At 73.1% G+C, this 17246-nt stretch carries 15 protein-coding genes; 6 read left to right on the plus strand and 9 right to left on the minus strand.

From position 1 onward, the window contains the following. Positions 1-45: 45 nt before the first annotated feature. The 4 genes from F6W97_RS14345 to F6W97_RS14360 are packed head-to-tail and all read left to right on the plus strand — an operon-like array spanning position 46 to position 4185. Complete coding sequence (locus tag F6W97_RS14345; RefSeq protein WP_155370802.1) at positions 46-879, plus strand: carbohydrate ABC transporter permease; 834 nt, start codon at positions 46-48, stop codon at positions 877-879. Continuing rightward, positions 876-2204, plus strand: a complete 1329-nt coding sequence (locus F6W97_RS14350; protein ID WP_230686671.1) for an ABC transporter substrate-binding protein — start codon at positions 876-878, stop codon at positions 2202-2204. Before F6W97_RS14345 ends, F6W97_RS14350 begins: the two co-directional genes overlap by 4 nt. Then, a complete protein-coding gene (locus F6W97_RS14355) occupies positions 2201-3262 on the plus strand; it encodes an ABC transporter ATP-binding protein (RefSeq protein ID WP_155370803.1) in 1062 nt (353 codons plus the stop codon). The genes F6W97_RS14350 and F6W97_RS14355 overlap by 4 nt, the downstream gene beginning before the upstream one ends. Before the next feature lie 26 nt (positions 3263-3288). Further along, positions 3289-4185, plus strand: a complete 897-nt coding sequence (locus F6W97_RS14360; protein ID WP_155370874.1) for a carbohydrate ABC transporter permease — start codon at positions 3289-3291, stop codon at positions 4183-4185. Here the strand turns inward: F6W97_RS14360 and F6W97_RS14365 are convergent. Next, positions 4141-5100: an oxidoreductase gene (locus F6W97_RS14365; protein WP_155370804.1), complete on the minus strand. Its 960-nt coding sequence runs from the start codon at positions 5098-5100 to the stop codon at positions 4141-4143. The genes F6W97_RS14360 and F6W97_RS14365 overlap by 45 nt on opposite strands. A gap of 216 nt (positions 5101-5316) precedes the next feature. Here F6W97_RS14365 and F6W97_RS14370 point away from each other — a divergent pair, with 216 nt between their 5' ends. Beyond that, the gene (locus F6W97_RS14370) at positions 5317-6492 is read left to right on the plus strand and encodes a cytochrome P450 (protein WP_155370805.1); all 1176 of its coding nucleotides are present in this window, start codon (positions 5317-5319) and stop codon (positions 6490-6492) included. Between the two features lie 45 nt (positions 6493-6537). Here F6W97_RS14370 and F6W97_RS14375 read toward each other — a convergent pair whose 3' ends face one another. The 4 genes from F6W97_RS14375 to F6W97_RS14390 form a co-directional block, all read right to left on the minus strand. Further along, positions 6538-7161, minus strand: a complete 624-nt coding sequence (locus F6W97_RS14375) for a class I SAM-dependent methyltransferase (protein ID WP_155370806.1) — start codon at positions 7159-7161, stop codon at positions 6538-6540. Positions 7162-7230: 69 nt separating this feature from the next. After that, on the minus strand, positions 7231-8232 hold the full coding sequence (locus tag F6W97_RS14380; RefSeq protein WP_155370807.1) for an SMP-30/gluconolactonase/LRE family protein: 1002 nt from the start codon (positions 8230-8232) through the stop codon (positions 7231-7233). 12 nt (positions 8233-8244) lie between these two features. Next, a complete protein-coding gene (locus F6W97_RS14385; protein ID WP_155370808.1) occupies positions 8245-9141 on the minus strand; it encodes an isocitrate lyase/PEP mutase family protein in 897 nt (298 codons plus the stop codon). Then, positions 9138-9593 (minus strand): carboxymuconolactone decarboxylase family protein, encoded by a 456-nt coding sequence (locus tag F6W97_RS14390; RefSeq protein ID WP_155370809.1) that lies wholly within the window; start codon positions 9591-9593, stop codon positions 9138-9140. The genes F6W97_RS14385 and F6W97_RS14390 overlap by 4 nt, the downstream gene beginning before the upstream one ends. Before the next feature lie 46 nt (positions 9594-9639). Here F6W97_RS14390 and pdxR point away from each other — a divergent pair, with 46 nt between their 5' ends. Then, on the plus strand, positions 9640-11028 hold the full coding sequence (pdxR, locus tag F6W97_RS14395; RefSeq protein ID WP_230686672.1) for a MocR-like pyridoxine biosynthesis transcription factor PdxR: 1389 nt from the start codon (positions 9640-9642) through the stop codon (positions 11026-11028). 31 nt (positions 11029-11059) lie between these two features. On the opposite strand, the gene F6W97_RS14400 is transcribed toward pdxR, so the two are convergent. From F6W97_RS14400 to F6W97_RS14415, 4 genes are all read right to left on the minus strand, one after another. Beyond that, the gene (locus F6W97_RS14400) at positions 11060-11530 is read right to left on the minus strand and encodes a hypothetical protein (protein ID WP_155370810.1); all 471 of its coding nucleotides are present in this window, start codon (positions 11528-11530) and stop codon (positions 11060-11062) included. A 68-nt stretch (positions 11531-11598) separates the two neighbouring features. Further along, entirely contained in the window at positions 11599-12162 is a 564-nt protein-coding gene (locus F6W97_RS14405) for a superoxide dismutase family protein (RefSeq protein WP_155370811.1), read from the minus strand. 100 nt (positions 12163-12262) lie between these two features. Further along, on the minus strand, positions 12263-14965 hold the full coding sequence (locus F6W97_RS14410; protein WP_155370812.1) for a helix-turn-helix transcriptional regulator: 2703 nt from the start codon (positions 14963-14965) through the stop codon (positions 12263-12265). Between the two features lie 68 nt (positions 14966-15033). Beyond that, complete coding sequence (locus F6W97_RS14415; RefSeq protein ID WP_155370813.1) at positions 15034-17169, minus strand: fibronectin type III domain-containing protein; 2136 nt, start codon at positions 17167-17169, stop codon at positions 15034-15036. Positions 17170-17246: the final 77 nt, after the last annotated feature.

The following is a 17246-nucleotide window of genomic DNA, read 5'->3' on the forward strand; positions in this document are numbered from 1 at the left end:
ATGCAATGCTACGCATCTATACATCTAAAGGTCTAGAGGTGTCCGGTGTCCTGGCACGACTTCGCCAAGCTCCGCCGCAGGCGGACCTACGGCGCCGTCGCCGTGACGGCGCTCTTCGCCTCGCCGCTGCTGCTGCTGTTCACCGGTTCCCTGCGCGAACCGGGCCTGCCGCCCGTCATCGCGCCGCCACTCATCCCCGACGACGCCGGCTTCACGGCCTACCACCAGGCCGTCTCCCACGGCGACCTGGTACGCGCGGCCGCCAACTCGATGATCGTCGCCGCGGTCGGCGTACCGCTGAGCCTGCTCGTGGCCTCCCTGGCGGGATTCGCCCTGGCCCAGCTCCCGCGCCGCCTCACGAACACCGTCATCGGCCTGTCCGTGCTGGCGATGACGGTGCCCGCCGCCGCGCTGCTGCTGCCGCGCTTCGTGCTGTTCCGCACGCTCCAGCTGACCGACACGCTCGTCCCGCTCATCGCACCCGCGCTTATCGCGACCTCACCGCTCTACCCGCTGATCTACTACCTCGCCTTCCGGTCCATCCCCGCCGACAGCTACGACCTCTGCCGGCTCGCCGACCTCACACCGATGCAGACCTGGCGGCGCATGGCGCTGCCCCAGGTCCAGCCGGTCACCGCGGCGCTGGCCGCGCTCACCTTCGTACTGACCTGGTCCAACCTGCTCGACCCGATGGTCTACCTCTACGACCGGGCGACCTTCACCCTGCCGCTGGCACTGCGTGCCCTGGCGGCGATGGACCCGCACAACCAGCCCGTGTTCCTCGCCGGCGCCGTCCTGGCCACCCTGCCGACCCTGCTCGTGCTCGGGGTCGCCCAGCGCCGGTTCATGCACTCCTACGGCCCCGAAGGAGCCCCGTGAAGCGCACTGTCGCCCTGCTGAGCCTGCTCACCATGTTCACCGCCACCGCGGTCACCGCCGGGTGCGGCGCCGACGCCGACCCGGCCGCCGACACCGTGTCCCTGCTGGTCGCCGGCACCCCCGACGAACTCGCCGCCTACCGCACGCTCGCCGCCGAATACGAGAAGGCCTCCCCCGGCGCGACGGTGGCCCTGATCGAGGCGAGTAGCGCCAAGGACCTCATGACCAGGGTGTCCACCTCCATTGCCGGGAACGCCGCCCCTGACCTGTTCTTGATCAACTACCGCACCTTCGGCCAGTTCGCCACCAAGGGAGCCCTCGCGCCGATGACCGCCCGGCTCGCCGCCTCGGGCAGCCTGCACGACAAGGACTTCTACCCGCAGGCCATGGGGGCCTTCCGCTGGCGCGGCGAGCAGATGTGCCTGCCGCAGAACATCTCCAGCCTCGCCGTCTACTACAACCGCAGCCTGTTCACGAAATACCAGGTCCCCGAGCCCGTGGCGGGCTGGCACTGGAACGACATGGTCGCCGTCGCGCAGGCGCTGACCCGTGACGCCAACGGCCGGACCGTCCGGGCCGGAGAGCCGGAGACCGCCGGAACGCCGGTCGCCGTGCACGGGCTCGGCATCACGCCCGAGCTGATCCGGCTCGCACCGCTGATCTGGTCCAACGGCGGCGACATCGTCGACGACCCGAACGCGCCGACCCGGCTCACCCTCGACACGCCCCAGGCCCGGCAGGTGCTCCAGGACTTCCTGGAACTGCCGAAGATCGGCGTCGTCCCGTCCGACGTCGAGATGGAGACCCAGGACCACGAGGCCCGGTTCGCGGCCGGGAAGCTGGCGATGTTCGTCTCCTCCCGGCGGGTCACCACCGCCTTCCGGGCGATCACCGGATTCGAGTGGGACGTCGCCCCGCTGCCGCAGTACCAGTCCCCGGCCAACATCCTGCACAGCGACGCGTACTGCATGACCAAGGCGTCAAGCCACCAGGACGCGGCGTGGCGCTTCCTCGAATACGCGCTGAGCGACCCCGGGGCCGCGCTCATGGCCCGGACCGGGCGCACCGTGCCGTCGCGGACCTCGGTGGCGACCTCGCCGGCGTTCCTGTCGCCGGGCACGTCACCGGCCCGCTCGCAGATCTTCCTGGACACGATCCCGACGCTGCGGGCGGTGCCGACGATCTCGACCTGGCCGGAGATCGAGGACGCCACCGGCAAGGTGCTGGAGAACGCCTTCTTCCACGGCGACCCGCTCGACAAGGTCATCGCCGACCTGGACACGGCGACCCGCGCCGTCTTCCAGCGCGGCACGGCGGCGCGGTGACAGCCGGGCTGAGCCTGCACGGCGTGCACCTGACGCGCGGGGCGGTCACCGCCCTACGCGGCGTCGACCTCGTCGTCGACCGCGGCGAGCTGCTGGTCGTCCTGGGCCCGTCCGGCGCGGGCAAGTCCTCACTGCTGCGGGCCATCGCCGGACTCGACCCCGTCACCGGCGGCACCGTCAAGATCGGCGGGCGCGACGTCACCGGGCTGCGGCCCGGACAGCGCAACGTGTCCATGGTGTTCCAGTCCTATTCGCTGCTGCCGCATCTGACGGTGGCCGACAACATCGCGTTCGGGCACCGGATCCGCGGCGCGGACCGCCGGGCCGCCGCGGCCCGCGCGGCACAGGCCGCGGCGACGGTCGGCTGCCAGGACCTGCTCACCCGCCGCCCGCACCAGCTGTCGGGCGGCGAGCGCCAGCGGGTGGCGCTGGCCCGGGTCCTGGTACGCGAGCCCGACGTGTTCCTGCTCGACGAGCCCCTGGCCAACCTGGACGCCGGGCTGCGGACCCGCATGCGCACCGAGATCAGGGCGGTGCACGACCGGCTCGGTGCGACGACGGTGTACGTGACCCACGACCAGTCGGAGGCGATGGCGCTCGGCGACCGGATAGCCGTGCTCCGCGACGGCCGCATCGAGCAGGTCGACACACCCGACGAGGTGTGGCACCGCCCGCGCACCCGTCATGTCGCCTCCTTCGTCGGCGCGCCCGGCATGAACCTGCTCCCTGGCGACGGGCCGCTGCGCCTGCCGGGCGTGCAGGCGTCGGCCGTCGAGCTGGGGGTACGCCCGGAGCATGTGCGGCTGGGTGGCGACGGCACCACCCGGGACGGCCCGCCCGGCGACGTCGAACGCGTCGAGGTGCTCGGCGAGGACGCGCTCGTCCACGTCCGCCTGGGCGGGCACGCCCTGATCGCCCGGGTCCCGGCCCGGACCCGGCCCGCCCCCGGTGACCGGGTCACGGTCGGCGTCGCCGAGGAACACCTGCACGCCTTCGACCTCGTCACCGGCGAACGGATCCCGCTGCCCGCCGGGGCGGGCCGGGCGGCCGCCCGATGAGCCGCGACCGCCGGCAGCTGCTGCTCATGCTCACGCCGTACCTGGTGGGGCTGGTGGTCCTGGTGTTGCTGCCCGCCGCGGCCACGATGGCGATGGCGTTCACCGAGACCGACCTGATCGCCGGCTCGCGGTTGGTCGGCTGGGACAACTTCGTCGAGCTCACCGGAGACCCCGCGGTCCGGGCCGCGGTCGGCAACTCGCTGTCCTACCTGGCCGTCTCGGTGCCGCTGCGCCTCGTCCTCGCGGTCGGGCTGGCCCTGCTGCTGCATCGGCGTGCCCGGGCCGTCGGCACCGCCCGGGCGGCGGTGCTGCTGCCCGGCGCGGTCCCGGAACTCGCCTACGGGCTGCTGTGGCTGTGGCTGCTCAACCCGATCCAGGGGCCGGTCAACCAGCTCCTCATGCTCGGCGGGCAGGGCGGGCGGACCATGTTCGGCAGCCTGCCGCCGCAGTGGCTGACCGACCCCGAGGACGCCCGCGCGGGCATCGTCCTGATGAGTCTGTTCACGATCGGCGAGACGTTCGTCATCGTGCTCACGGCCCGGCTGGCGCTGCCGCCGGAGGCTTACGAGCTCGCCGAGCTGGAGGGAGCCCACGCCGGGCAGGTGCTGCGCCGGGTGACGCTGCCGCTGCTCGCGCCGGTGCTCACTGTCCTGGTCGTGCGGGACACGCTGCTGAGTCTGCAGGCGTCGTTCGTGCCGACGCTGGTCGTGACGAACGGCGGCCCGCCGCCGTACGCGACGACCTACCTGTCCCTGGTGCTCTACCAGGACGCGTTCGAGTACCTGCGGTACGGCTATGCCGCCGCGGTCGCCGCGCTCATGCTGGCGTTGACCGCGGTGGCGGTGCTGATCCAATGGCGGCTGCTGCGCCGCTGGGCGTCACGCGGCCTCGTCGGCGGGCAGGCGCGGCTGCCCGGGAACTGACGGCTCGGCGCTCTTCGGCGACGTCGCGGGCAAGGGGCCTGCCGGTCCGGCGCCCGGCGCCTGCTCCGCCGTGCGGGCACGCCGGGCGGCGATGTCGCCCAACGCCGTGAACAGCGCCACCACCACCCGGTCGAAGGCGCGGTCCGGCAGCAGCCAGCGCAGGAACACCGCGGCACGTGCGCCACGCCCGACCGCGTACCGGGCGCGCGGCCGGCGCACTGTCGCGGCCCGCGCGATCGCTTTCGCGACGACCGAGGGCGGCGAGATGTGGTCCGGCTCCGACATCAGCGTCGCCGCGTACCGGCGGGCGTGTGCGTCGTACGGTCCGCCGCCGGACGTGGCGAGCAGCCGCTCCCCCGCCACCTGCGGGAACTCGGTCGCGATGCCGCCGGGCCGGATCACGACGACGTCGACGCCCAGCGGCCGCAGCTCCACCCGCAGGCAGTCGCTCAGGCCTTCCAGGGCGTACTTGGTCGAGTGGTACCAGCTGCCCAGCGGCTGGTAGAGCCGCGCCCCGACCGAGGAGACGTTGATGATGCGACCCGAGCCCTGCGCCCGCAGGTGAGGCAGGACGAGCTGGCAGAGCCTGGCCGCGGCGAAGACGTCGACCTCGAACTGCCGGCGTGCCTCGTCCATCGGCACGTCCTCGAGCGCGCCGAACGACCCGTAGCCGGCGTTGTTGACCAGCACGTCGATGCGACCCGACTCGGCCACCACGCGGTCGACCAGGGCCACCAGGGCGGCGTCGTCGGTGACGTCGACACAGGCGGTGTGGATGCCCAGCGCGGCCAGCGGCGCCATCCGGTCCAGCCGGCGGGCCACCGCGTACACGGTGAAGCCGAGCTCGTGCAGCCGCTGCGCGGTGGCCGCGCCGATCCCCGCGGAGGCACCGGTCACGACGGCGACCCTGCTCATGTGCGCCACCTTTCGGTGTCCGGAAGAGGCGATCACGGTACAGCGCAGCCGCCGGGGTGCGACATGGGCCGATTCGCCGGAGCCGATCGCTACTCGGTCGGCTGCCGTCCTGATGCGACAGTGGTCATTCAACAATTACCACCGGTAGGGTGACGGTCACTGTCGGGCATCCGTCGCTTTGCGATCGGCCTCCCATGCAACGGCTGTAATCGATATATGATCCCGGCCGCTGAAAGTGCCTTCGCGCAACGATCCAGCTCACCCGCCGCGCTCGGGCGCAACCTCGCGGCACTCGGGCAGCAGGAACCGATCATCTTCGACGAGCTCATGAACGCGCCACTGGTGTTACGGCACCGGGACGTGAGCGCCGCACTGCGCGACACCGCCACCTTCAGCACCCGCTTCTACGGCATGGGCCCGATGAGCGAGGCGATGATCGCGCTCGACGGGCCGCAGCACCAGCGGTTGCGCCGCAGCCACAACCGCTTCTTCAGCGCGAGCGCCAGCGCGAAGTACGCCCAGGCCGTGGTGCCGATCGCGCAGCGCACCTTCGGGGCGCTCGCCGGGAAGCCCGAGGTGGAGCTGGTCGAAGAGAGCATCGCGCGGTACCCGATGGAGGTCTTCCTCACCCTGCTCGGCATGCCCGACGATCTCGGTGACCAGGGTCTGCTGTGGGTGCGGGCGATCATCACCTGGCTGGGCTCGCCGATGGACCCGTCCGTGGCCGAAGCCGGGCGACAGGCGTATGCGCAGCTGAGCGAGTACACGTCCACGCTGGTGCGGCAGGAGCTTCGGGACCGCAACGACAACATGCTCGGCGAGATCATCAGGGCGTTCGAGGCGGAGGACGCCTACTCCCTGGAAGCCGTGACGACCGCCGTGGTCAGCCTGCTGCTCGGCGGTTTCGAGACCACGATCCAGATGATGTCGGCCACGGTCTGCTCGCTGCTGTTCAACCCCGGCGCGCTGGCGCAGGTGCGGGCCGACGGCAGGCTCACCGAGGCCGCGATCGACGAGGCCTTCCGGTGGGCCAATCCGACGGCCGGCCTCTACCGCCTGGTCACGCGCGACGTCGAGCTCTCCGGGACCGTCCTGGCCGCCGGCAGCATGGTCTACCTGTGCATCGCCGGGGCGCACTTCGACGAGCAGGTATACCCCGACGCCCAGACGTTCCGCCTGGACCGGCGCGGCGGCGCCCACCTGGGCTTCGGCATCGGCCCGCACTACTGCGTCGGCGCACCGCTGGCCCGCATCGAAGTCAGCGCGGCCCTCAATGCACTCCTCGGCGCCTGCCCCGACCTGCGCCTGGACCCCGACACGCGACCCAGCTTCTTCTACGGCGCGCGCGGCTTCGTCCAGCACGGCACGGAGGCACTGCCCGTCCTGACGTGACAACGGCCACCGGTTCGTGAGCCGTGCCCGCGCGGCCGGGCAGGCTCAGTGTTCGCCGGTGCGGCGGATCGTGGCGAGCCAGCCCTGCGCTGTGGCCTGGATGGAACTCATCTCCAGCACGGCGGATTCGATGCGCTCCACCGTCCACCCCTGGCCGAAAACGGCCCGGATCTCGTCCTGAGTGACGCGGCGAGGCCCCCAGTCGCCCGGCTCCCGCTCGCTGAAGCAGAGCAGGTGATAGGTCCCGCCGACAGCGACCGCAGTGCGGACGACCTGCCCATAGGTGACGCGGTCGGCGTCGGACAGGGTGTGGAACAGCGCCGAGTCCAGCACGGTGTCCCAGCGCCCGTGCTCCGCGAGGCGCAGGACGTCGTCGACGACGAAGGTCGCCGCCAGGCCCCGCGCGGCGGCCTTCGCCCTGGCCAGACCGATCGCGGTCGGCGAGGCGTCGATCCCGGTCGCGGTGAATCCGGCCGCCGCGGCCATCATGGCGTGCTCGCCGGTGCCGCAGCCGACGTCGAGCACCCGGCCGCGCAGACCGCCCGCGGCGGCCACGGCGGCGAGCGCCGGTTGTGGCCGGCCGATCTCCCACGGAGGAGTGCCGGCGTACGCGGCGTCGAAGCCGCGGCTGCGCTCGGAGTCAGGCGGCGTGGCGCTGGTGTCGGTCATGTGTCGATGATTCCACCACGGCGGGAATGCGGCCGCTTTCAGCTGCCTGGCGGGTCGGCCACCACCGGCTCACGGCAGCCTGAAGTGCGCAATCGCTGCCGAGTGCAGGCTGCCGAGCCATACCGTGCCTGCCTCCTCGCGCACTCCGGTGGCCATGGAGAACCCTGGCGTGGCCGTCTGCAGGTCGTGGACGGTGCGTCCGGCGGCGTCGACGGCCTGGACCCAGACGGTGTCGGCGGGCTGCGGCAGCAATGCGTCCGGCAATGCCCACAGCAGCCGCCGCAGGACCGGCGGCCGCGAGGCGAGCAGGTCGAGTGCGCGGTTGCGCGGCGAGCCCATCGCGATCCAGATCAGACCATCGCTGCCGCGGGCGATGTTGTCCGGGAAGCCGGGCAGGTTGTCCACGAGCACGTCGCGGTGGCCCGGCTGCGGGCCGGTCAGCCAGAGCCTGGTCAACCGGTATGCGCCGGTCTCCGCGACGGCGACGAACGACTCGTCGGCGGCGAGGGCGACGCCGTTGGCGAAGTGCAGACCGGTGAGGACGGTGGTGACCGTGCCGTCCGGGTCGCGGCGCAGCAGGCGTCCCGTTCCGGAGTGCTCGATGAGGTCGGCCTTCCAGTGCGCGAGGTCGAACCGGGCCGACGAGTCGCTGAACCAGATGGTGCCGTCGGCGGCGATAGCCGCGTTGTTGCAGATCCGCAGTGGTACGCCGTCGATCCGCGTGCCCGCCGGAACGAGATCCTCGATCGCCCCGTCGACGGGCTGCACGCGGAGCAGGCCGCGAGCGGCGTCGCAGACGACAAGGGCGCCATCGGGGTCGACCTCGATGCCGAGTGGGCGACCGCCGGTTTCGGCCACGACGTCCACACCGTCTTCGCGGACCCGGAGGATCCTGCCGTCGGCGAGGCCGGTGTAGACCGCGCCGTCGGGCGCCACCGCGACGTCCTCGGGCCCGATGCCGGGCAGCGGGTGGAGGACGGGCTGCGGCATGGCGACCGCGCCGTGCGGGCGGCGCGCTCGGGCGGGTGTGGCCGGTGGCTGCCACACGATCGGCTTGATACTGGGCTTCATGGGACGCTCAGACTAAGTCCCAGCCGCCGGTGGCGCTACGGTGTGGGCCGGGACGCCGGCAAGTCCGGTCGGCGAGCTGGACTCCAGCGCTGCGGGGTGCTGGGCACGGACGAGGTCGGCGATGACCCCCGCCAGGTGCGCCCGGCCGGCCCGGTAGAGGTGCGGGCCGAGGCTGATCCGCGCCACGCCGAGTTCGGCCAGCCGGACGAGATTCCGGCCGCTGTCGGCGAGGACGTTGACCGCGACGCCGGTGGCGACGAGCCGGGCGATGCCGGCCTCGTCGGACAGCAGGATCGGGAACACGCAGTCCGCGCCGGCCGCCGCGTACAGGCGGGCACGCCGGAGGGTCTCGTCCAGCCGCCCGGCCGGATCACCCGGTGCCGTGTCGAGGTAGACGTCGATGCGGGCGGTCACGACCAGGTCGACACCGCACGCCTCGGCCGCCTCCCGGACCTCGGCGAGCAGGTCAGCCTGGCGTGCGGCGTCGACGAGACGGCCGGTACGCGGATCGGTGTCCTCCAGGTTGCAGCCCGCGGCCCCGGTGGCGGCGAGCCGTTCGACCAGCTCGACGGGCCTCATGCCGTACCCGCGTTCCAGGTCCGCGGTGACCGGCACGTCCACGGCCGCGGCGATGCGGGCGACCATGTCGAGCATCTCCCCGACCGGGGTCGCCTCGCCGTCGGCGTAGCCGAGGCTGTCGGCGATCGCCGCGCTGCTGGTGGCGACCGCGGGCAGCCCGGCTTGGGCGACCAGGCGAGCGCCCCGGCAGTCCCAGACGTTCGGCAGCAACAGTGGCTCACCCGGCCGGTGCAGGCTGCGCAGGAGCGCGGCCCGGCCGGACACGGCCACCGCCTGGTCCGCGGTCGGCCGGGGTGCGGCCCCCGGGGACCAGGCGCTGGGCGGTGTCATTTCAGCGTCCACGGCCGGGCGGTCGCGCCCAGCCGGCTCCAGGCGTTGATGACGGTGACCGTCCAGATGAGCTCGGCGAGTTCGACCTCGGTGAAGTGCTCGCCCGCCCGTGCGATCGTCTCCTCGGCGACCGGCGCCTCGCTCAGCCTCGTCATCGCCTCGGCGAGTTCCAGGGCGGCCTGCTCACGGCCGGTGAAGAACGGGGCCTCCCGCCACACCGGCAGCGTGTACACCCGCCGCGGGTCCTCGCCGCCGGTGACGGCGTCGCCGCTGTGCATGTCGACGCAGTACGCGCAGCCGTTGATCTGGGACACCCTGGTGCGGACCAGTTCGAGCAGTCCCGTCTCCAGCTTGGTGTCGCGGGAGGCGGTGTCCAGGGCGTTCATGGCCTTGTTGAGGTGCGGGGCGAGCTTGTCGACCGCGACTCGGACCGGGATCTCGTTGATGTTCATGGACCCACCGTATGGCGGTAATGGCCTGCCGCTAAGGTCCAATAGTGTGACCGATGGTTGGGCCAATTCCGGTGTCGATCTGCATCTGGACCTCGACCTCGCCGGTGGGCGGCGCACCGCGCTGGAGCAGGCGCTGCGGACGGCCATCCGGTCCGGGCGGCTGGCCGCGCACACCAGGCTGCCCTCGACCCGGACGCTGGCAGCAGAGCTGAACCTGGCCCGCAACACCGTCGCCGCCGCGTACGAGCAGCTCACCGCGGAGGGCTATCTCCACGCCCGCACCGGATCCGGGACCACGGTTGCCGGGGTGCCCGAAGCCCACACCGGTGCGGCCGCGCGCACGACCGCTCCCACGCCCCGTTTCGACCTGCGCCCGGGCAGCCCCGACGTGGCCACCTTCCCGGTCGACGCGTGGGTTCGGGCCACCCGCCGGGCGCTGGCGCGCGCACCCGTGTCCACGTACGACTACGGCGACCCGCGGGGGCGGGCCGAACTGCGCACGGCGCTGGCCGGATATCTGGGCCGCGCCCGCGGCGTGCGCGCCGACCCGGAGCACATCATCGTCTGCTCCGGATACGTCCAGGCCCTCTCGCTGCTCGCCGGAGTGCTGCGCGGGCCGATCGCGATGGAGGACCCCGGGCTCGCGTTCCACCGCGACGTGGTCCGCCACACCGGCTGCGAGGTGCTCGCCCTGCCCGTCGACGAGCAGGGCGCCTGCACCGGTCAGCTGGGCGGCGGCGCGCTGGCGCCGGCACGGGCCGCCGTGCTGACCCCGGCCCACCAGTACCCGACCGGTGTGACGCTGCACCCCGAACGCCGCCGCGCGGCGGTCGCGTGGGCCCGAGCGCACCGGGGGCTGGTGATCGAGGACGACTATGACGGCGAGTTCCGCTACGACCGGCAACCCGTCGGCGCGCTGCAGGGCATCGCACCCGAGCACGTCGCCTACGTCGGCACCGCCGCGAAGACCCTGGGCCCGGCGCTGCGGCTGGCCTGGATGGTGCTGCCCGAACGTCTCGTCGAGCCGGTCGCCCACGCCAAGCGACTCACCGATCTGCACACCGAGACCATCGGCCAGCTCACCCTCGCCGAACTGATCACCAGCCACGCCTACGACCGGCACATCCGCGCCTGCCGGCTGCACTACCGCCGACGGCGTGACCTGCTCATCGAACGCCTGGGCCGCAGCCACCAGCTGCACGGCATCGCGGCCGGGATGCACGCGCTCCTCCCCCTGCCGGCAACAGGTCCCGGTGAGGACGACGTCATCGCCCGCGCAGCCCTCCGCGGTCTGGCCCTCAGCGGACTTCGCGCGCACATGCACGCCCCCGGGCAGGACCCGGCCATGGGCCTGATCGTCGGCTACGCCGCACCGGGCCAGGGCGCCTATCCCGCAGCACTGGACCTGCTCGCGCGCGCTCTACGCGGGACCTGAACCCCGCCGTACGGCAGTTCCGGCGAGACGGTCAACGGGAGTTCGTGGGCAACGGGCTCGCCAGCTGCAGGGGGCTGTCGTAGAGCGGAAGGCGTGCCCCGTCGCTGTCCCGGACGACCGCCCGGTTCCCGAGCGGATCTGCCAGCACCACGGAAGGCCATGCCATACCCTGCCACGAACCCAGGCCGGCACAGGTGCCGTGCGGGTAGTCGCGGCTGGTCACCGTACCCACGCGGACTTCGGTCGGGGTCTCGGTCACCGACAGGGTGAACTGGCCGGAGCAGTAGCCGTCCTCGCTCCACGCCACGCCGATCTTCAGCAACTTCGGGCTGCTGTGGTCCAACAGCACCTTCTGCGGCTCGTGCTGCGTCACGATCGGGCCGGGTGCCACGGCTAACGGCCCGAGACCCAGACGTCCGGCGCCGAAGCACAACAGCAGCAGCACCCCCGGCACGGTGACGGCGACGAGCGCCGCCGGCAACCAACTGCGTTCCCCGTTCATGCGACGAGTATCGATGCGCGTGGGGCAGCGCCGCCGCCCCGGCGCCGAAAGGCCGCCCAACCGTGACCTCAGGGCAGGTTGACGCAGGCCAGCCGCGCGCCCGCCATACCGGCGTGACCAGCCGCGGTCTGGGTCGCCTCAGCGTGCAGGATCAGCGACCGTGGCGGATTCTGCTCGTTGAAGGGCCACTGGTGGGTGGCGGAGCTCTGTGCGCTGCCGTCGGGGCCGGTGGTGAAGTCGAGCCACACCTCATTGGTCGCGTTGGCGTACGCCGGGTCGGCAGACGGCTTCTCCGGTGTGGCCGCCGGGTCGGCGGTGTGCTGGTAGTGCGGGCCCGCGGCGGCGCCGTCCGGGCCGCAGGGCCGCTGGTGCAGGTGTGCGCCGTAGGTGTGGTCGGGGTTGAGCCCGGTCAGCCACAGGGTGACCTTCGGCGTGGTGTCCGTGTCGGCGAGCGCCAGCCGTACGGTCGCCCCCGCAGGCACCAGAGTCGTGTCATAGGTGACGGCGGCCGCGCCAGGCGCGTACGTGCTGAATGCCGCCTCCACCTGCGGCGGTGGTGTGGGCTGGGCTGCCGCAAACGCGGCGAGCGCCAGCGCCGCGGGCATCGCCGCGGCGCGCGTGATGATCCTCATGCCGTGGCCCCCTTCCGGTCGGGCTGTGCATCGGTCCGTCCCCTGCCGTACCCCGCCGCCCGGGACCGGGAAACGTAAGTGCAGGCCAACGGCCCTTCGACTAGCCCTGGCCGGTCGAGGTGAGCAGGTGGTGCAGCTGTGCGCGGGACCGCACTCCGGTGCGCCGGTAGAGCTTGGTCAGTGTCGCCTCGACGGTCTTCACGCTGAGGAACAGCCTCGCGGCGATCTCGCGGTTCGAAGCCCCGCCGGTCGCCAGGCGCACGATCTGCGTCTCTGCCTCGGAGAGCTCCAGTGCCGCCTCGGTCAAGCCTTCCGGGTGGCTGCGCTCGGCGGCCGCACGTGCCGAGGACGCCCAGAAGGCGGCTCCCGCGTCGGCGAAGACCTCCTCCGCCTGCTGCACGGCCTCGCGGGCAGCCGAGCGCCGACGCCGACGGCGTTCCGCGCCGGCCAGTGCCAGCAGGCTGCGGCCGCGTTCCAGCGGCATGCCGAGCATCGCGAACTGCTCCTGGGAGCGGCGCAGCAGCACGACAGCGTGGGCGGGTTCGGCCACCGCACAGCGGTATACCCCTTCGGCCCGGTCCAGTGCCGCGATGACGCCCGCCCGGCCCAGCTCGCCGGCCACCGCCCGGGTCTCGTTGATCAACTGCTCGGCCGCGCCGGACTGACCCGCCCCGACCAGCGCTTCGGCGAGGTCGCCGTGCCAGCGCAGCAGGGACGGGTCGCGGACCTGCTGGCGCTGCTCGAGTTCCTGGACGTGGCGCAGGGCCCGCACGGCGGCGGTGGCGTCGCGGCAGGCGAGTTCGATCTGTCCGATGGCGTGCCAGGCACGGGCGAGGTAGATCTGGTCGTGCTCGTAGGTGGACGCGGCCAGGGCCCGTTCGGCGTAGGAGCGGGCCCGCTCGGGTGAGCCGACGGCCAGCTCGGCCAGGGCGGCGGTGTAGCACGACGGTCCCGGTGACAGCCCGGCCCGTTCGCTCAGCCGCAGCGCCCGCATCGACCGGGTGGCCGCGGAGTGGCAGCGGCCCGCGCGGAGCTCGACCTCGGCCAGGGAGCGCAGGATGTCGACGATGTCCTCGGGGATGCCGGAGGACTCCGCCGCGGGCAGCATGGCGAGCAGCCCTCGGCGCGCGTGGGTGAGGTGGTCGTCGAAGAACGCGTGCCGCAGGGCGAGGTAGCGCGGCGAGTTGTGCAGCCCGTACGCGGCGGGGGTCTCGGGCAGCGCCAGGGCCCGGGCCAGGGTCGATTCGGCGGCGGGGTCGCCGAGGATGCGCTCCATCCGGGCGACCATCGTCAGCGCGAGGGCCTCGTCCGGGCACTGTGCGGCGAGGCGGGCGTGGCGGGCCGCGGCGCGGGCCTGCCCGGCGGCGCGGCGTGGGGAGCCTTCGGCGAGGTTGGCGCGCCAGGCCAGGCGCAGCCGTACGGCGGCGATGAGGGCGTGGTCGTCGCCCGCTTCGGCGAGCGCTCGGGCGAGCAGGTCGTCGAGTCCGTCGAGGGCCTGTCCTGCCGCGTCGGCCATGGCGACGCGGGCGCGGGCCCGGTCGGCCGGGGTGGACGGGGTCTCTTCGAGCAGGTTCACGGCGGCGCGTACCAGGTCGGTGCGGCCGGCTGCGCCGCCGGCGGCGGCTGCCGCGATCAGCCAGGTGGCGATCCGGTCGGCGGGGATGGCCAGGGTGGCCAGCGTCGCGGCGCGCAGCGCGAGTTCGGCGGCGCGGGTGGGCCGGCCCTGGGCCATTGCGGTCGTGGAGGCGTCGGCCAGTGACCGGGCCAGCGCCGCGTCGGGGGTCTGGCCGACGGCACTGGTGTGCCACAGCCGGGTGCTGTCGTCGTCGGCGGTCGCGGCGAGTGCGCGGTGGCATTCGGCCAGCTGGTCGAGGTCGGCGTCGTGTCTGAGGGTGAGCGCCACGGCGCCGGCGGGCAGGGTGATCCGTCCGCTGGGGCTCAGCTCGGCGAGTCCGGCGTCGCGCGCGGCGGCGAGGTCCCTGGTGGCCCCGTCGCGGCCCGCGCGGTGCAGCAACTGCAGGCTGGGCCGCTCGGCCAGTGCCGCGAGCAGCAGGGATCCGCGCTGGGAGGCGTCGAGTGGGGCCAGCATACGGCGGGCTGCCGACAGCACGGCCGGGGTGGGGGTGGTGGTGTCGAAGGCGGCCGGGTCCACGCCGGTGCCCGCCGCGGTGCAGAGGGCCAGGATCAGGCCCGGGTTGCCGCCCGCGGCGGCGTGGATCTTGCCGGCCAGCCGGGCCGGTATCGCGTGCCTGCTCAGCAGCTGCGCGGTGTGGTGCAGTTCCAGCGGGGGCAGGGCCAGTGGCGTGGTGCCGGGCAGCGACGGCTGCTCCGAGCCGGTCGTGGCCAGTACGCCGAGGGTCCTGCCGCCGCGGCGCAGCAGGTAGGCGAGGATCTCGCGGCTGGGCGGGTCGAGCCAGTGGGCGTCGTCGATGACGAGGACCCCGGTCTGCAGGAGGCTGAGCAGCGCCAGGCGCAGCGCGAGCGGTTCCGGGTCGCCGGGGCGGCGGTTGAGCACGGCGTCGACGGCGTGGCGTTGCGGGACCGGCAGGGCGTCGCCGAGGCGCCCCTGCGCGTCGAGCAGCATGAGCAGGTCCGCCAATGCGCAGAAGGCGATGTCGCGGTCGGCGGGGCCGGGGTGCAGCGTCCAGCTGGGACGTATGCCGTCGGTGGCGGCGCCGGCCACGGCACTGCGCCCTGACCCGGCCAGGCCGTGCAGGGTGATCCGGCCGCCGTCGGCGAGCAGCCGCCGGACGGTGTCGAGCAGGGTTTCCCGGCCGATGAGGTCGGTGCCGGCGGTGTCCATGTCGCCTCACAGGATAGGGGTGGCCGGGGTGTGCCTGGGAGACCGCACACCCCGGCTGCCGTCGGCTGCTACAGGGTGATCGACCAGCTGTCGAGCACGCCGGTGTCACCGGGGCCGTAGTCGGTGACGCGCAGTTTCCAGACGCCGCCGGCGGGGCTGGACACGGACGGGACGGTGAAGGTCGCCGGGCCGCTCCAGGGGGTGCAGGTGTAGCCGCCGCTGTACTTGACGGCGTAGAGGTTGCCGTTGGGTGCGACCAGGGAGATGCCCAGGTCCTCGGCGCAGGTGTGGTTGATGGTGACGACCAGGCTGACCGTGGTCGCGGCCGGTCCGGTCGCGGTGGACGTGACCGGGCTGAAGAACTGGTTGTAGTCGTAGATCTGGTAGTCGGTGTTGCTGGTGAAGGTGCGCCCGCCGCCGCCGGCGGGCTTGGTGCGCACGGAGAGCGCGGCGGTGGGGCTGGACTTGTTGCCGGCGGCGTCGCGGGCCTGGACGGTGAACGAGTACGCCGTGTCGGCGGTCAGCCCGGTGACGGTCGCGGTCAGGCCGGCGACCGTCGTGGCCAGGGTGGTGCCGCGGTAGACGTCGTAGGCACTGACGCCGACGTTGTCGGTGGCCGCGTCCCAGGCCAGCGTGATCGACGTGCTGGTCTGGGCGGTGGAGCGCAGGTTGCCGGGCGCGGTCGGCGGCTGGGTGTCGCCCCCGCCGGGCTGGGTGCGGGCGCTGACCGCGGCCGAGGCGGGGCCGACGTTGCCGGCGGCGTCGCGGGCCTTGACCGTGAACGAGTACGCCGTGTCGGCGGTCAGCCCGGTGACGGTCGCGGTCAGGCCGGTGACCGTGGTGGCCAGCGTCGCACCGCGGTAGACGTCGTACGCGGTGACGCCGACGTTGTCGGTCGCGGCGTCCCAGGCCAGCGAGACGCTGCTCGCCGTGGCGCCGGTGGCGCGCGGGTTGCCCGGTGCGGTCGGCGCGGCCGTGTCCCCGCCGCCGGAGCCGGTGACGAGGGTGAGGTTCCACTTGGCCAGGGCCTCGTTGACCGGCTGGAAGATGGACAGGTCGGCGTCGTCGGTCGGGTTGGTCACGCAGCTGGACGGGCCGCCGTCGTGCAGGCCGACGGCCTTGTCGCCGAGCAGCCAGCCGCCGCCGGAGTCGCCGCCCAGCGAGCAGGCGGTGGTCCAGGTCAGGTCCTCGATGATCAGGCCGCCGCCGTAGTCGACCGACTTGTGGGTGTACTTGACGACGCCGCACTGCCATTTGGAGGTGTTGCCGGAGTGGCAGACCCGGTCGCCGACCATCGCCTCGGCGGAGCCGGTGATGGTGACCGCGGGCTGGTCCCAGGTGTTCACGGAGGCGGACAGGTTCCAGCCCGCCTCGGTGACGGCGACGACGCCCATGTCGCCCTCGCGGGCGTTGACGCTGCGGGTGCCGCCGACGTTCGAGGTGCCGATCCTGTTCTGCTGGCCGGACTGGCCGTACGCGGCCTGGTTGGCGTTGTTGGTGCAGTGCCCGGCGGTGAGGAAGTGCTTGCCGCCGGTGGAGTCGGTGGCGGCGAACCCGACGGAGCAGTTGCTCTCGGTGCCGGGCCACCAGGGGCTGCCGGTGCGGATGTCGCCGGCCTGCTGGCGCGGCTGGGAGTCGCTGTGCACGAGCCTGACCCCGCTGCCGAGGGCCCGCAACCGGGCGACAGCGGTGTCGGTGGCGGCGGTGTGCCGGGCCGTGTTGAAGTTGACGCTGACCACGTTGGCCTGCACGTCGACACCCCAGCCGTAGATGCCGGGCACGCCCTTGCCGACGACGGCGCGTACGGACTTGGCCAGCCGCTGCAGCTCGACGGGGCCGCGGGTCACCAAATGCGGCTGTGCGCCCGCGGCGCGGACCTGAGCGGCGGCGGCTTCGGTCGTCACCGCGACGACCAGGCCGCGCTGCGGGTCGAACCACTTCCCGGACGACTGTGCCTGTAGCGGGGCGGGCAGCGAGGCGGCGACGCGGTGCGCCTGCTCCTGTGCCTGGAGTTCACGCCGGGCGGTGTCGGCGCTGATGCCCAGGGCGCGGGCGACACCGTCTACCGCGGCCACGGGCGCGGCCCCGCTCTGCGGTGGGGCGCTCGACGCCGTCGCCGAGGTGACGGTCCAGGCCGTGACGGTCATGGTGCCGAGCAGCGCCGCGCCGGTGAGCGCGGCGGCGAATCTGGTGCGCGAACGCATCATCTCTCCTTGGAGTAGGGGGATTCGGAGATCACCCCACTGGCGTCCGCAGAGGAGACACGTGGTCCGCGGGGTGG

This window comes from Catellatospora vulcania, assembly GCF_009720385.1.
In the GTDB taxonomy this organism is placed as follows: Bacteria; Actinomycetota; Actinomycetes; order Mycobacteriales; family Micromonosporaceae; genus Catellatospora; species Catellatospora vulcania.

Bases quoted from the DNA above. Each gene is read 5' to 3' on its own strand.
- F6W97_RS14415 (WP_155370813.1), bottom strand. From the start codon at position 17,169: ATGCGTTCGCGCACCAGATTCGCCGCCGCGCTCACCGGCGCGGCGCTG.
- F6W97_RS14400 (WP_155370810.1), bottom strand. From the start codon at position 11,530: ATGAACGGGGAACGCAGTTGGTTGCCGGCGGCGCTCGTCGCCGTCACC.
- F6W97_RS14405 (WP_155370811.1), bottom strand. From the start codon at position 12,162: ATGAGGATCATCACGCGCGCCGCGGCGATGCCCGCGGCGCTGGCGCTC.
- F6W97_RS14385 (WP_155370808.1), bottom strand. From the start codon at position 9,141: ATGACACCGCCCAGCGCCTGGTCCCCGGGGGCCGCACCCCGGCCGACC.
- F6W97_RS14390 (WP_155370809.1), bottom strand. From the start codon at position 9,593: ATGAACATCAACGAGATCCCGGTCCGAGTCGCGGTCGACAAGCTCGCC.
- F6W97_RS14380 (WP_155370807.1), bottom strand. From the start codon at position 8,232: ATGAAGCCCAGTATCAAGCCGATCGTGTGGCAGCCACCGGCCACACCC.
- F6W97_RS14360 (WP_155370874.1), top strand. From the start codon at position 3,289: ATGCTCACGCCGTACCTGGTGGGGCTGGTGGTCCTGGTGTTGCTGCCC.
- F6W97_RS14375 (WP_155370806.1), bottom strand. From the start codon at position 7,161: ATGACCGACACCAGCGCCACGCCGCCTGACTCCGAGCGCAGCCGCGGC.
- F6W97_RS14365 (WP_155370804.1), bottom strand. From the start codon at position 5,100: ATGAGCAGGGTCGCCGTCGTGACCGGTGCCTCCGCGGGGATCGGCGCG.
- F6W97_RS14370 (WP_155370805.1), top strand. From the start codon at position 5,317: ATGATCCCGGCCGCTGAAAGTGCCTTCGCGCAACGATCCAGCTCACCC.
- F6W97_RS14410 (WP_155370812.1), bottom strand. From the start codon at position 14,965: ATGGACACCGCCGGCACCGACCTCATCGGCCGGGAAACCCTGCTCGAC.